This is a genomic window from Saliterribacillus persicus, from assembly GCF_003337485.1.
Lineage (GTDB): Bacteria > Bacillota > Bacilli > Bacillales > Amphibacillaceae > Saliterribacillus > Saliterribacillus persicus.
The window spans coordinates 1-14,250 of the sequence record NZ_QPJJ01000025.1 but is presented as its reverse complement, the minus strand read 5'-3'; the positions used below and the strand labels follow the sequence as shown (position 1 = coordinate 14,250).

Sequence of the window (14,250 nt, the reverse complement as noted above, 5' to 3'; positions counted from 1 at the left end):
GGTGGAAGCTGCCTCATTATTATTTTTTTAATTTAAATACAATAAAATCTGCACATCGGTAATCTTCTTCAAATGAAGGATATTTTTCTAGCATCTTATTAGATGGCTTTGGTTCGACAATACTTTCTATAGTAAAGCCCGTTTTAATAAGAGTATTTATATACGTCGTTAATGTTCTATGAAAGAACAACATTTTTTCTTCATCACCTAAAGCTTGCTCATAAACTCCTTCATAGAAATACTTGTCTACTTTCCAATACAATTTCTCACCATTTTCGGTTTTTTCCCACCCACTTCCCGGTGTTACAAAACAAGGATGTAAGATCGAAAAAATCAAATTACCTCCATCCTCTAATAACCGATACATTTCTTGAAATGCACTTTCATAATTTTCAAGGTCCTGTACGACCATATTGGAAATTATTATATCAAAGCATTTATCTTCAAAAATATTTAAATGTTCAAGATTACCATGTTTATATTCAATCATTTGCTCGTTTTCAGTTCTACTTTTTGCAATTTCTAGCATTCTTGGGGAATAGTCGACCGCTGTCACAACTGCCCCTTCCTTTGATATAAGCCTACTTAAATAACCCTCACCGCAACCAGCATCTAATACATTTTTCTTTTCTATTTTTCCCATTAATGTAAATAAAGTTGGATTTAGAAAAATCTCTTTATGAAGATCTCCTTGTTCAAAGTGTTTCGAAGCGTATATATCAGCAAACTTGTTCCACCTTTTAATCGCTTCTTCTGTATCAAAAGTTTGTTTCATCCTCAAATCTCCATTTCGATTTAATGCTTTCCCTTATTACTAGTTTGAGTTTTTTATTTCTTCTATTGTCGAATAAGTTACTCTAATTAGATAGTTTCACATACTAATTATTTTTCTAATAGCAAAAACGAAACTAATACCCGTACGTTTCGCCTTCTTTTAAATTCAAGGTGTGGTTGTTAATCGATACTATGTTTTTATTCTTCCATTCCACTTCAACTTGCTCTTCTGTATCTCGATAGTAAATTCTCTTTTTAAACCACAGTGGGCCGTTTAATTCTCCTCTAATTCCAAATGAACCTGCTGCACCTGCATCATAACGATAAAAATCAATTGCATAATTTCCATCAGGAGATTGTACTGTTTTTATGTGTTCATTCGCTCCAAACGAAGAAGCTAATGTGGATAGCAAGATTGCTAGAAAGAGAGCAACAGTCAATACAAATGACAAAACTACTGTTAACCAACTTCTAGTTTTCGTTCGCCAGTTTCTTTTATCTTTAAAACCAATACGACCTAAAATGAAAGCTAACAAACTAACTACAATTAATATATAATTTGGAGGTGCAATCAGCCATTTATGGGTAAGGTTAGAATACAATGAGTAGGTTGTTAACCCCAAACATAAAAGAATTAAATAAAAAGAGCCTAAGTTATATCTTTTTTCCACAAAGCTTTCTCCTAACATTAGATTTCTATTGTTATCCTACCAGTGCAAGTCCATTCTTTCAGAATACCTTCTGCAACCAAGTGAAAGTTTATGAATATACAAGTTGATGGTCATTTTACATTACATTTTTAATGCTTGCGATAGTAACAAAGTCTGTTACTATCATCAATCACTTTTTTGTTCCTTCCACTGCTAACAGATACATTGTTTGGCTAATGGCATCATTTTTTATCCAGTAATCAAACTCTGTAATGGCAGTTTGTCTATCTTTTTCTTTTATATAACCCTCTTCTACCATTACCTGGCCTCTAGTCATTGCAACAGTCTTCCACAATGAAATATATTTTTGGAAATCCGAATCATTTACCTGCGTTTTTTCAGATTGATCAGTTACTAATACATCATCTAGCCCTGCCTTTTTAAACATGGAACTTAGATTATCTGCGATTTTGTTATCCATCCCTGCGTCTTGCCGCCACTTTAGAAAAGCATCATAAAATACTTTCATAGAGTTAGGAATTTCTGGCTCCCAAAGAATTTTCTCGTGGTTATAATCTAGAACAATAACCTTTCCACCTTTTTTTGTTGCTTTGACCATATTTTTAAGTGCCTGCTCTGGTTGTTCCAGCCACTGTAAAACTCTAGCTGAAGTCACCACATCAAAGGTATTTTCAAATGGAAGATGATATATATCAGCCTCTTCAAAGGTGAGGTGTGATACATCTTTATACTTTTCATTAGCAGCTTCGATGAATTCAGGATTGTTATCCACTCCGAACACTTTTCCTTTTTCACCGACAGCTTCTGCCATACCTGAGTTGATTGCACCAGTTCCACAGCCAACATCTAATATAGTAAATCCTTCAGTTATTATTTCGCTTAACCTTTTATGAGAATTTTGCAGGGTTCTTACATCAATCACTTTGGAATCCGTTAACTTTGCTCTTTCTCTCGCTATATCTTCCTTCATCAATTTCTCACGTCCTTTTTATCAGTAATTGGATAGATCTACATTTTCAAAGTGTTCGACATTTGGAAAAGGGTCATAAAAATGATGAAGTTTTTCTTTCCAATCATGATATGCTCTAGATTGTCTGAACCCTACCGTATGATCTTCAAGCGTCTCCCACCTAACTAATAGCAAATACTTCCCCTCTTTTTCGAGGCAGCGCTGAAGCTCGTGAGATAAATACCCAGGCATCGATGCTATGATAGCGGAAGCTTTTGCAAAAGCTTTTTCATATTCTTGTTCCTGACCTTTTTTAACCTGCAGCATTACCGCTTCTAAAATCATTAAATTATCCCTTTCTATATCTATTAGCTACTTTCCATTAATTCTTCTATTTCATTATTTGCCTCTTCAATAAGATTTCGTATTACTTCTGATTTTTCCTTTTCTGTGGTACCTTCCGAATAGAACAATTCCTCGATCTCTATGCCATAGCTTCTTAATATATCTGACATTTCATGAATTTTACTATCATTATTAAATTGAAATTCATAGATATCAACTAGATAGTCCGAAACGCTATACAGATTCTGCTCAAATATGCCAGCATTCTTATTCGGGGAAACTGATAATAAATAATCGAGTTCCTGACTAAGACTCTTTATTTTGTTTTCTTGGGTTCTTATTGCTAAATAAAACGCATCTGCATCTATTTCATTCATATTGTGTTGATAGAGTGCTAAAATATCTGCTGTTCGCGAAAATTCTTCGCCTAAGCTTCTCAGTTGATTATTAGTTGTCGTTTCTAATACTCTCTTATTCTCATCTAGTTCTTGATTTGTCTGATACCATTTATAAAAAGTAAATGTACAAGCTACAATTAAAAATATAATGATTCCAATTAATATTTTTTTATTTCTAATTTTGTTTCTACCCCCAAAGGTTATTATGATTTTTCAGTTATTCTAATCTTGGTGCCACAAGCTCTACTTTTATACGATCAGGATCTTCAAAATATACTGCATAGTGGCCTTCTCCACCTGCAAATGGATGATCATCCTGATAAAGTACATTAATTCTCCTATTCAGTAGTTTTCGTGTAATCTCGTCCACATGTTCGCGAGATTCTCCATGAAATGCTAAATGATTTAAGCCAATTTGGCTTCTGTGATAAGCCGCATCTAAAAATCGAGCCTCTGTCTGTACAAATACAAGATAGGTCTCTCCTAATTTATAGCTTTGTCCGCTGTCCCATTTTTGATATTGGCTATATCCTAGGTCCGTAAGAAACCAATCCCAGAAACTAATAGATTGTTTTAAATTTGAGACATTTATCTCAATGTGATGAAGGGCTCCCTTTAACATTATTGCCTCCTTAAAGTAAAATGTTTATGCGTGTTACTTTTGCAACACATTAGTAGCACCAAATGAATTGCCATCTAAATCTTTGAATCCAAATCCACCAATGCCTGATTCGGCGTCCATATTTAGACTTCCGACCTCTACGTTTTTCTCAATTAGCCAGTGGTAGAAAGATTTTAGATCAGCTGTATAAAAATCAATGACACTATGCTGGATGCCATTATTCGTATTTTTGAAAGATAATGTTTCTGCGCTTACGGTTTGCACCAGATAAAGGCTGGGTACTCCTTTTTCCTCAAAAGTAAGCATTGCTTCTTTCTCACCTTTAAAATAGATCTTTACTCCTAGAATATCTGTATAAAAAATGATAGAAGCTTCTAAATTGGTAACAGGAATTTCTACCGTTGCAATATGAGATATGAAATGGGACATCTAACAACCTCCTATTATTTTAGTGCTTAACGCATGACAAATAGTTGAATGAGTTAGCCTATTTATTAGGTTCACCTATTATACCGAAAAACATTGAATCGTTTCAATTTAATTTTTCTACAATTCGAATTAAATCTGATAGAGCTTCAATCTTATATTCTATTTCAATCTTATCTTTATTATTATTCTTTTTCCAAACACCTATCATTCCTAAGCTTTCTGCTGCTTTAACATCATTATCAAGATGATCTCCGACAAAGATACTTTCTCCAGGTGCCACGTTAATTTTTTTAAGAGCACGTCTGAAAATTCGTGGATCCGGCTTTTTAATCTCTTCACTTTCGGAAATTATAATGACGTCAAAATAACTTTCTATTCCTAAAGATTTGATATTTTCTAATTGAAATTGTTCATATCCATTTGTAATCATACCTAAAGCTAGCTGTTTCTTTTTAAGTTCAGCTAACAATCCTAAAAGGCCAGGAAATGGAACACAATAATGCTTGAATTCATTTTTATAGTCTTGTAATAGGGCTTGCCAACTAATTTCTGTTATATTATATTCTTCTACCATTTGAGAATAGACTTTATCTTTCCAAAGGTAGCCATGGTTATCTAGCTGTAGAAATCTCTGAATATATCTATCCTTCGGAATATGATTTAAAGCTTTTTCTAATCTTCGGTATTGATCTTCTATAAATAACTTTACTGACGTATCGCGATCCAATAAAGTCCCATCTAAATCAAACAACACAGCTTTTAGCATGATACCCCCAGCTTTCTGATTTTAGTAGATATTTTGTTAATCTAATTAGAGACTAACCCCTTTTCCACCGATTATATTTAGAGTATTGATACGCTCCATTCCAGTAATTATTGGCTTTGCTTTTGTTATTAACGTTTGTGTTGCTTCAAGCTTTAAAGACGCTTGATGAGCATTTTCATTTTGCCATACTTCATAGACATAGACTGTGTTTGGTTCATCTTCTACTGTGCTAACGGTATAAATTTCACATTCCTTCAAATCTCCCAAAGCTTCTGCAGCCTCTAACAAGATATTTACAAGTGTATCTCTTTCCCCATCTAAAACTGAAAATTTTCCAAATAAACCAAACTTACTCATCTAAGTTCCCCCTCATGTTTTTTTACTACTTAAAGTATAATTCTATAAGCACGCAGATTTTTCCTATGAAGCTAATAAAATATTGAAAAAAAGCGTACTTATTAGTAGGTGAAGATCTTCTCTTATACATAAAAAAACTCTTAGAAATCATGTTTATAGTTATCATGATTTCTAAGAGAAAGCAAAGAAGGTATCTTTTCAGTTATTAAGTCACTCTTTTGCATGTTTATTTTTTCTACTAAAGCTGAATATAGTCGTTGAGAAAATAAATACAGCTGTAGACAACCATATTGTAATACCATCCCATTCACTGTTTAAAAGGGTAATATTAGTTAATGTCATTAAATGTATAACACAAACAGATATATATATAATGGTCGTATATTTCATTTACCAACCTCCAGTCTTATAACTCTTGTCTCAGACCTTTTATCAGGGATACGATCATGACTAATACAATCACTGTAAAAGGTAGAGCTGCGATAATCGCCATTGCACGTAACGCTTCTAGTCCTCCACTAAGTAAAAGAATAGCTGCGGTAACTGAAATAAGTAGCCCCCAAGCAAGTTTTGTGATTTTCCTTGGTGTAAGCGTACCTTTAGAAGAGAGCACACTTAATACATAGCTTGCTGAATCAGCAGATGTAATAAAAAAGATCGCAATCAGAAGAATCCCTAAAATGCTTAAAACAGTTCCAAGCGGTAAATTTCCAAGCATTAAGAAGAAAGCCAATTCTTCATTTTCTTGTGCTTTTCCAGCGATATCGACAACCTCGTTAACTTGCATATGCAGTCCAGTTCCACCCATTACAGAAAACCAGATTGCGCCGAGTAATGCTGGTACAAATAAAACTCCTAACACAAATTCTCTTATGGTTCGCCCTCTTGAGATTCGTGCGATAAAAGTTCCGACATAGGGTCCCCATGCTATCACCCATGCCCAAAAGAAAATAGTCCAATCACCAAACCAGTAATCGTCTCCATATGGATCTAAAGATAAACTAAGAGGAATATATTCTCCGAGGTATTGCCCAACCGTTGTAGTAAAGCTTTCTAGAAGAAATACAGTCGGACCTAAAAAGAGCACTAGAATCATTAGGACACCTGCAATAATTATGTTACTCGTGCTTAAATATCGAATGCCTTTGTCTACTCCAGATAATGCAGATATCAAAAATAGTACGGTAATAATAGCAATGATGATCAACTGACTGGTTATATTATTTGGTGTGCCAAATACTTCAGAAATACCTCCACTCACTTGCATTGCACTTAATCCAAAGGTCGTTGCAACACCGACCGCAGTGGCGAGTGTAGCGAAGATATTGATAACTTTTCCGAGTGGACCATTTGCCTTATCTCCAATCAAAGGATAGAAAGCATGACTAATTAAACCTGGCCGTTTTTTTCTAAATTTAAAAAAAGCCATCGTTAAGCCAATAATTGCAAAGACGCCCCATGGTTGAAGCGCCCAATGAAACACACTATATTTTAAAGCTGCTTCGGCTGCTGCTTCTGATTCTGCCTCATAACCCGGTGGTGGTTCCATGTAATGTAAGACGGGTTCTGCTACTCCCCAGAACACTAAACCTACGCCCATGCCAGCTGCGAACAATAACCCTAGCCACGAAAAAAACGAGTAGTCTGGTTTACTATCTGGTGGACCTAATTTTAAATGTCGATAGGGGCCAATTGCTAAGTATAAGCAGGTCAAAACGAATATCGTTGTAGCAAGCATATAAAACCAACTAAAATATTCTTTCATCCCACTCATAGCTGTACTAGAAGTTTCGCTTAAATGACTTGGATTGATCGCACCCCAAGCAACAAAAGCGATAATTATACTCAGACTAACGTAAAAAACAATACCTGGGTTTGTTTTCTTTCTTTGACTGATATTATCACCTCGTTATAAGCTTAAATAGAAATTCATCTTTATAGCTCTACCCGTCAATATATCTTCTAAAACTACTGTTAAAAGGCGGATGAAGAAGTGATGGATCAGTTATTTTACTATGGATGTTTTAGCTTAAATCTTTAAATGATGTATGCAGCTAGCAATGATTACTACCTTCTGTAATGTAATTCTTCACTTATTCTTTAGGTCGATTCTATAAGTGTTTTAAAAATAAAACCCGATCATTTCCTTTCCCGTCATAGTTTTTATGCACGGGAAGTCCATTAATTATCTTATCACCCTCCACAAGCGTGAAACCTAATTTTTGATGGTAGGCGATAGAATTTTTATTTAGCGCGGAAGTAATACATCGAACTTTTTTTACGTTCTTTTTTTCTACAGATATATAAAAATGTTGATATAATGATTTCCCTATTCCCTTTCCTCGAAATTTAGGAGCAATTCCGACGGCATGGATATAAGCTTCATCCTGGTGGGTTTGCGAGAAAAATCCTATTAAGAAACCGATAATATCCCCATCTATTTCGACGACGAAACTAGTATTCGTGAAGTGGTCAAAAAGGAAACGAGGAAATAAATGAGTCATATCTCTTCCATCCCACCACTCATTTACAATAGGTAAAATAAACTGACAATCTCTCGCTTCTAATTGCCTCAGTTTCATTAATTATCGCCACCTTTTTTATGGATTTGTTAACGGTTTACCATGTGCTGGTGCTCGTTATTTTTTCCACTCTTCAGCTAATATTCCATACACCACAAGGTCGACGTAGTGATCATATAAATATTCAGCTTGTCGAATATGCCCCTCTTCAACAAAATCCAATCTTTCAGGAACACTTCTACTTTTTTTATTTTCTGAAGCAGCTCGAATTTCCACCTTGTTCATATTTAATTCATTAAAAGCGTAGTCTGTAAGAGCTTTTGAGACTCTTGTCATTATTCCTTTTCCCTGAAAGTCTTTATCGAGCCAATATCCGATATAAGCAAGCTTATTTGACCAATCCAGTTGATTGAATCCAGCGATTCCAACAATTTCATTCTTATATAGAATAACGGTATTCATACTTTTATCTTCTGCAAAGTCCTTTAAAGAAGCCTTTATGTATTCATGTGTATCCTCGATCTTTTTTGTTTTTTCCAACCAAGGAAGCCACTCTTTAAGATAATCACGAGAGTTATTTGTTAAAGCAAATACTTTTTCAGCATCCCTCATATCGATTAACTTTAAAGATAATTCTTCATCAATTTTATGTACAAACATGTATATTCCCCCTATGTATTTTTCTGAACAGAGACCTATTAGTGATCATCTAAATCATTTCTATGCTCTGTTACTTCGTCTTCCTGTAATCCATATTTCTTTTCTAAAACTAAACCAAGATGCGAGTCATTTATACCCTTCTTCACAGCAGCTACTATTACTAAATAGAGTATATAAAATATTATGAAGAAGACGACTATAGTTAATATAAAATTCATTTATCTCCCTCTCTATGAAAAGTATTTTAAGCTTTATCCTCTAAAACTCGAACTCTTTCTTCTAATTGATTTATACGTTGCAATAAGTCTTTCTGAGGTTTGAAAAATCGATCAGAAATTCCCTTTAAAATGACGACCAACGTTAAAAAAACTACTATAACCGCTAATACATACATAAAAACAATCACTTACTAACCCTCCTGCAGTTTGATAGAGTTTATAGTAAAAGACATTTTAACATAAAATCATAGGAGATTATCTAAAAAAAGGAAAATTTTAACCAAAAATAAAAATGCCACCACCCAGTCGACTTTAATCGACAAAAACTGGGTGGTGACAGTTACTCTGTCTAAGGTTGGACTACTCCAACTCCTGCGTATTGTGTGACTATTGATTTCACATCTTGAACAGGTGTTAAATTATAGTTGTAGGAAACGGTATAGTTTGTAGTGGATGTTGTTGGTTGGCTTCCTGTACTGTTTATATATAGGTTGTTGGAAACGTTCCAATACCCTGGCTGGCTACTATACCAGTAACCTAATGGATCTTTTGAATTTTCGAAAACATTATTTTCAACAAGTAACTCTGCACCCATTCGTGCGTTAATTCCTGTGTCAACAATGCCTTCGAAATAGTTATTATAAAGGTGCCCTTCACCATATCGGAAGGATGGGACACGTGAATTTAGATTTTTAAAGTGGTTATGATGGAATGTGATGTTACGATCTCCATTATCACTATCTGATGATCCCATTAACATCGCCTTCCATCCATCGTGTACATAATTCCATGAGAAAGTAATATTATGCGCATCTCTTTTCACATCGAAAAGACCATCATAGTAATCCTTGTCCACATTTAGGCTTGCATAAAGCTCGTTATGATCCACCCAAATGTTATTCGAAGGTCCTTCGATACTAATAGCATCTTTGTCACCAGCTCTTACTTCGTGAATCGTGAGGTTTCGGATGATGATATTGTTTGCCCGCCATACTTTGATGCCGATCCCATCTAGTTCACCATCTGTACCTACTCCTAAAATAGAAACATCTGAAATATCCTTGATATTTATTTTGCTATCAGAAGTATTATTTGGAGTAATGGTGCCATCTACATAAACAGTTAATGGAGTATTATCATCCTTATCCTTTAATGCTTGGACTAATTCATCTCCTGTTTGAACTGTAACAGTATCTCCTCCTTCTCCTCCAGTTGTTCCGCCATCAAATGTAGCAAAACCTGTCATACTAAAATCAGGGGTATTAGCAGATACTGTTTGTAAAGATAAACCGACTAAGAAACTAACAACTAAACTAGCTAAAGCAATTTTCAGTAATCTTTTTCTCATCTTTCTCTCACGTCCCTTCATAATTTTAATTACGTTCTGGCATATACAAAGATGATAACATCATCCCTCCTTCCTATTTGGATACTACCATTATATCAAGATAGCGCTTACATTAAATAATCATTTAACTCTATATTACATTTTTGTTTATATTTTCCACCATATGATTTATTTCAACTTTTTCTTACAACAGTCAACATATAAACCCGCGAAGTTCGATAAAATATGCTATTAAACATATCATTTTTGACCTTTATCTAATAAGAAACTATTAATTATTTATTTTGAAATCTGAGGTAATGATTATTCTTACAAGATAGTATGCTCAAACAAAAAAACTGCATCTTTAATTGTTAAAAGGTGTTTCTAACAATTTGGATGCAGTACGACTCATCAATACTAAGTGATATAGGTGGCACGCTATTTTTCTATTAAATCTAGAATTAGAGTGACAATAAGCGCTACGATACCTTGTAAAACAAGAGAATCAGTTATTAACTGTATTTCTTCTGGCTCTCCTAAGAATATTGTGAACTGGCTAGAAAAAATAAAGAATAAAATAAAAGAACCTATACCATACCAAAGTTTGTTCCCAATTTTATTAGCAATTATAACCGCTATAACAACAAATAATAACATTACTATTGAAGTGTTTTTCAGTATAAAATCATTTAATAAAACTCCTACATACAAAATAACAAAACCAATTGTTAGTGAAGCGATCATTCTACTTAACTGATAAATATCTAACACCTCTCTTTACTAAATAAATAATTTCGCTTTGCTTTTATGAGCCAATGTTTTCTTTTTTGTTCTCATCCTTAGCCATAATCTTTCGTGTAGTAATCTTCTAGAATTACATCTTTTTGATAAAGTTCTATACAATAAAAACAGGGGTGGACCTTAATAATTAAGAAGCATTTCTTGGACGATTATGGAATTTATACTCTGTATTTTTACAGTTATTCCAGTTTGGTGATTATTTGTAATTTATTATACCATGCTACTCTAATTGATTTCGCTTATTTTACATTTCCCTAGTATCACACACCTAAAATTCACAACCACCCCATCGACCGAATTTGACAAAAACCGGGTGGTGACAGGCACCATCTTTCTCATGAGTGGTACCAGGCTTTGCCTCAATGCTATAATGGAGTTGGATTTTAGATATTGGAGGTTTTAGAATGGATTTTTCGAATTCGGTGGCTTTACATAAGGAAGCGCAAGAGCATATTGTTGGTGGGGTTAATTCGCCTTCGCGTGCATACAAAGGGGTAGGTGGTGGCTCACCGGTCTATATGGAACGTGGTGAAGGAGCTTATTTCTATGATGTAGATGGCAATAAATATATTGATTTTCTGGGAGCTTATGGCCCTATCATTACAGGTCATGCGCATCCTCATATCACAAAAGCAATTCAAGAATCAGCAGCAAACGGAGTTTTATATGGCACGCCTACTAAATTAGAAAACACCTTTGCTAAAATGTTAAAGGAAGCTATTCCATCAATGGAGAAGGTCCGCTTCGTTAATTCAGGTACAGAAGCTGTGATGACTACGATTCGTGTAGCGCGTGCATATACAAAGCGTGATAAAATCATTAAATTTGCAGGGTGTTATCATGGCCATTCAGATATCGTACTCGTACAAGCAGGATCTGGACCTTCCACACTCGGAAATCCTGACTCAGCAGGTGTAACAACCGCTACTGCCAAAGAAGTGATTACCGTACCATTTAATGATATTGAAGCGTATAAAGAAGCACTTGCACACTGGGGTGACGAAATAGCCGCAGTATTGGTCGAACCGATCGTAGGTAATTTCGGCATAGTCGAACCTGAACCAGGCTATCTTGAAAAGGTAAATGAACTGACACATGAAGCAGGTGCTCTAGTTATTTATGATGAGGTTATAACCGCATTTCGCTTCACGTATGGATCTGCTCAAAAAATCGTTGGTGTTGAACCCGATATGACAGCACTAGGAAAAATCATTGGTGGCGGTCTACCAATTGGAGCCTACGGTGGAAAGAAGGAAATCATGGAACAAGTAGCACCACTAGGCCCAGCTTATCAAGCAGGTACCATGGCAGGAAATCCCGCTTCTATGTCTGCAGGAATTGCCTGTTTAGAGGTGTTAAAAGAACATGGTGTATATGAAAAATTAGACAAATTAGGAGCCCGATTAGAAGCAGGAATTTTAAAAGCAGCTGAAAAGCATAACATCATTATTACGCTTAATCGCTTAAAAGGTGCACTAACAGTTTATTTCACGGATGAAAAAATTAAAAACTATGCACAAGCAGAAGCAACAGACGGAGAAAAATTTGGTCAATTCTTTAAGTTATTACTGAATCAGGGTATTAATTTAGCTCCCTCCAAGTATGAAGCATGGTTTTTAACTATTGCACACTCTGAAGCAGATATTGATCACGCAATTACCTGTGTTGATAAAGCATTTGAACAAATGAAATAATATAATTGATCCATGCTGGAAGAAATATAGCATGGATCATTTTTTATATACTATCAACAAACTAGCATCACTTTATCACCCTTAAAAGATAAAGTGTTTTTCGATATTTACATTTTCGCTACAACTCTCTATAAATTATTATTAAAACAAAACTAGAATAATAATTTAATAGCTTCAACACTCACACCGTCACCTACTTTTTAATGTTTATTTATTCATTTTGCTGTATATATATTGACAAAGTTTTTATCTGTGTTATTATTAGTCTGAAAATTTAAAATTTTCACCTCATGCTTTTTATTGTCAATTTGTATGACTTCCCTTCAAAGCATGATGACTTGGCTTTTGCACTTGTTGCAAAAGCATTTTTTGGTTTAAAATGAAAATGCTTTCACGAAAACTATACATATTATATGCATGTCCACATAGATATAAATATAGCAATCTAACAAGCTATTCCCTAATTAATGGAACAATTCTTTTAATCTGCTATAATGTAAGGGAAATCGGATGGAAAAGGAATGAGATTTATGAAGCTAGGCGCCAGAATGCTTAAAACAGGAATATCAGTAGCGGTCGCCTTGTATTTTGCAAATTTAATCGGGTTACCGTCTGCAACTTTTGCTGGTATCGCGGCTGCGTTTGCGATTCAACCAAACATCTATCGTTCATTCCAAACGATACTAGAGCAAATTCAAGCAAATATAATCGGTGTCGGACTCGCTACTTTTGTGGCATTCTCCTTAGGAAATGACCCAATAATTATCGGGTTTACCATTGTCACCGTAATAGGTATTTGTATGTCGCTAAGAATGAATGAAAATACCATTGCACTAGCAATAATAGCGGTGCTTGCTATGATGGAAACAACGGATCAAGAATTACTTACCTTTGCTGGATTAAGGTTTTCTTCATTAACATTAGGTATTGTTTCGGCATTCGTGGTTAATTTATTATTTTTACCACCAAAATACGAAACAAAGTTATTTCGACATATTGATCTAACAACAGCAGATGTATTGCAGTGGCTAAGAATTACAACGAGGCACTTATCAGATGACCCTGCGCTAAAGTCTGAGATACAACGTATTCAAAATGAATTACGTCATATCGATTCGACATACTTACTATTTAGTGAAGAGCGTACTTATTTGAAAAAAACGAGATTACCGAAGGCTAGAAAGTTAATTATTTTCAGACAATTGATTTTAACCTCACATAAATCGTTTGACGTGTTAAAGGCATTCCATCATTTTGATGACAAGATCGAAACGATACCAGATAAGTTCCAGCATGCCTTAATTGAAGAGCTGGATAAGGTCATCTATGCGCATGAACGACTCCTTCTAAGCGCGATGGGGAGAATTAAAAAGAATCGTTCAAAATCTATTGAGGAAATCACAGAACCAGATATTCCTTACCTCGTAGAATCACTTATTCAGGTGTATAATGAGGATGATGCGAACCATTTATCATTACTCCCACTTGCTTCGCAATTAATGGAGTATCATCATGAACTCATGCATATGCAAAAATTATTGAATAGTTACCAATCTTTTCATGGGAATCACGACTTTGATTTCAAGGACGACAGAAAAAAGCTCCTACCTTTTAAATAATAAAATGTACCCTATAGAGTAGACACTTTAAAAAAAGTCTACCTATAGGGTGCTTTTGTGTATAATTAAGAAAAAATAGTAAATGGGGAAAGAAA

19 protein-coding genes are annotated in these 14,250 nt (G+C 34.7%); 2 read left to right on the top strand and 17 right to left on the bottom strand.

Translation table 11 applies throughout. From position 1 onward, the window contains the following. Positions 1–19: 19 nt before the first annotated feature. The 17 genes from DFR57_RS17755 to DFR57_RS17680 all read right to left on the bottom strand — a co-directional run bounded on the left by DFR57_RS17755 (position 20) and on the right by DFR57_RS17680 (position 10,785). On the bottom strand, positions 20–775 hold the full coding sequence (locus tag DFR57_RS17755) for a class I SAM-dependent methyltransferase (protein WP_114354565.1): 756 nt from the start codon (positions 773–775) through the stop codon (positions 20–22). A gap of 133 nt (positions 776–908) precedes the next feature. Beyond that, positions 909–1,445: a DUF5412 family protein gene (locus DFR57_RS17750; RefSeq protein ID WP_114354564.1), complete on the bottom strand. Its 537-nt coding sequence runs from the start codon at positions 1,443–1,445 to the stop codon at positions 909–911. Between the two features lie 169 nt (positions 1,446–1,614). Beyond that, positions 1,615–2,415, bottom strand: coding sequence for a methyltransferase domain-containing protein (locus tag DFR57_RS17745; protein ID WP_114354563.1), 801 nt, complete (start codon positions 2,413–2,415; stop codon positions 1,615–1,617). Positions 2,416–2,436: 21 nt separating this feature from the next. Next, positions 2,437–2,739: an antibiotic biosynthesis monooxygenase family protein gene (locus tag DFR57_RS17740; protein ID WP_114354562.1), complete on the bottom strand. Its 303-nt coding sequence runs from the start codon at positions 2,737–2,739 to the stop codon at positions 2,437–2,439. 23 nt (positions 2,740–2,762) lie between these two features. Next, positions 2,763–3,116, bottom strand: a complete 354-nt coding sequence (locus DFR57_RS17735) for a hypothetical protein (RefSeq protein ID WP_114354561.1) — start codon at positions 3,114–3,116, stop codon at positions 2,763–2,765. Positions 3,117–3,354: 238 nt separating this feature from the next. After that, a complete protein-coding gene (locus DFR57_RS17730) occupies positions 3,355–3,759 on the bottom strand; it encodes a VOC family protein (RefSeq protein ID WP_114354560.1) in 405 nt (134 codons plus the stop codon). 33 nt (positions 3,760–3,792) lie between these two features. Then, complete coding sequence (locus DFR57_RS17725; protein ID WP_114354559.1) at positions 3,793–4,188, bottom strand: VOC family protein; 396 nt, start codon at positions 4,186–4,188, stop codon at positions 3,793–3,795. A 103-nt stretch (positions 4,189–4,291) separates the two neighbouring features. Then, positions 4,292–4,954 carry an HAD family hydrolase gene (locus tag DFR57_RS17720; RefSeq protein WP_114354558.1) on the bottom strand — a complete coding sequence of 221 codons (663 nt, stop codon included), beginning with the start codon at positions 4,952–4,954 and terminating at the stop codon, positions 4,292–4,294. Positions 4,955–4,999: 45 nt separating this feature from the next. Further along, a complete protein-coding gene (locus DFR57_RS17715) occupies positions 5,000–5,311 on the bottom strand; it encodes a putative quinol monooxygenase (protein ID WP_114354557.1) in 312 nt (103 codons plus the stop codon). 210 nt (positions 5,312–5,521) lie between these two features. Next, the gene (locus DFR57_RS17710; RefSeq protein ID WP_114354556.1) at positions 5,522–5,701 is read right to left on the bottom strand and encodes a hypothetical protein; all 180 of its coding nucleotides are present in this window, start codon (positions 5,699–5,701) and stop codon (positions 5,522–5,524) included. 16 nt (positions 5,702–5,717) lie between these two features. Further along, on the bottom strand, positions 5,718–7,178 hold the full coding sequence (locus DFR57_RS17705; protein WP_281270517.1) for a BCCT family transporter: 1,461 nt from the start codon (positions 7,176–7,178) through the stop codon (positions 5,718–5,720). Between the two features lie 244 nt (positions 7,179–7,422). After that, positions 7,423–7,893: a GNAT family N-acetyltransferase gene (locus DFR57_RS17700; protein WP_114354554.1), complete on the bottom strand. Its 471-nt coding sequence runs from the start codon at positions 7,891–7,893 to the stop codon at positions 7,423–7,425. Positions 7,894–7,950: 57 nt separating this feature from the next. After that, positions 7,951–8,493: a GNAT family N-acetyltransferase gene (locus DFR57_RS17695; RefSeq protein WP_114354553.1), complete on the bottom strand. Its 543-nt coding sequence runs from the start codon at positions 8,491–8,493 to the stop codon at positions 7,951–7,953. Between the two features lie 38 nt (positions 8,494–8,531). Next, positions 8,532–8,711 carry a hypothetical protein gene (locus tag DFR57_RS17690; RefSeq protein ID WP_114354552.1) on the bottom strand — a complete coding sequence of 60 codons (180 nt, stop codon included), beginning with the start codon at positions 8,709–8,711 and terminating at the stop codon, positions 8,532–8,534. Between the two features lie 26 nt (positions 8,712–8,737). Next, a complete protein-coding gene (locus DFR57_RS18365) occupies positions 8,738–8,899 on the bottom strand; it encodes a hypothetical protein (RefSeq protein WP_170133032.1) in 162 nt (53 codons plus the stop codon). 161 nt (positions 8,900–9,060) lie between these two features. Then, positions 9,061–10,059: a pectate lyase family protein gene (locus DFR57_RS17685; protein ID WP_114354551.1), complete on the bottom strand. Its 999-nt coding sequence runs from the start codon at positions 10,057–10,059 to the stop codon at positions 9,061–9,063. A 420-nt stretch (positions 10,060–10,479) separates the two neighbouring features. Then, complete coding sequence (locus DFR57_RS17680) at positions 10,480–10,785, bottom strand: hypothetical protein (RefSeq protein ID WP_114354550.1); 306 nt, start codon at positions 10,783–10,785, stop codon at positions 10,480–10,482. A 461-nt stretch (positions 10,786–11,246) separates the two neighbouring features. Here DFR57_RS17680 and DFR57_RS17675 point away from each other — a divergent pair, with 461 nt between their 5' ends. Both DFR57_RS17675 and DFR57_RS17670 read left to right on the top strand, forming a co-directional pair. After that, on the top strand, positions 11,247–12,536 hold the full coding sequence (locus DFR57_RS17675) for a glutamate-1-semialdehyde 2,1-aminomutase (protein WP_114354549.1): 1,290 nt from the start codon (positions 11,247–11,249) through the stop codon (positions 12,534–12,536). Positions 12,537–13,057: 521 nt separating this feature from the next. Continuing rightward, positions 13,058–14,155 carry an FUSC family protein gene (locus DFR57_RS17670; protein ID WP_342768856.1) on the top strand — a complete coding sequence of 366 codons (1,098 nt, stop codon included), beginning with the start codon at positions 13,058–13,060 and terminating at the stop codon, positions 14,153–14,155. The last annotated feature ends 95 nt before the right edge of the window (positions 14,156–14,250 follow it).